Genomic DNA, 236 nt, shown 5'->3' on the forward strand with positions numbered 1-236 from the left:
AGTGTTAAACAATCAATGCTGGATCAAGATCCATGTCTTTCACGGCCAGCGATCCGGGATCTCGATTGTGAACAAGTTCGACTGTTCAAAGATCCACCACGGCTATTTTATCCACAGGACTGGCACACTATCTGCTCTGGAATCGCCGTTGAAATCGGTGCTGTTTCACATTTTTTTGTAACAATGAGCCAACTATTAGCTCTTGCCGGCAGTTATCCAAGATTTCTGTGGATAAC

General features: G+C 44.5%; 1 protein-coding gene. It reads left to right on the forward strand.

Translation table 11 applies throughout. The features are described 5' to 3' along the window. On the forward strand, positions 1-236 hold a 236-nt coding region (locus tag B4920_RS30255; RefSeq protein ID WP_216820148.1), incomplete at both ends, for a hypothetical protein.

Source organism: Zoogloea sp. LCSB751 (assembly GCF_002028455.1).
GTDB lineage: Bacteria > Pseudomonadota > Gammaproteobacteria > Burkholderiales > Rhodocyclaceae > Zoogloea.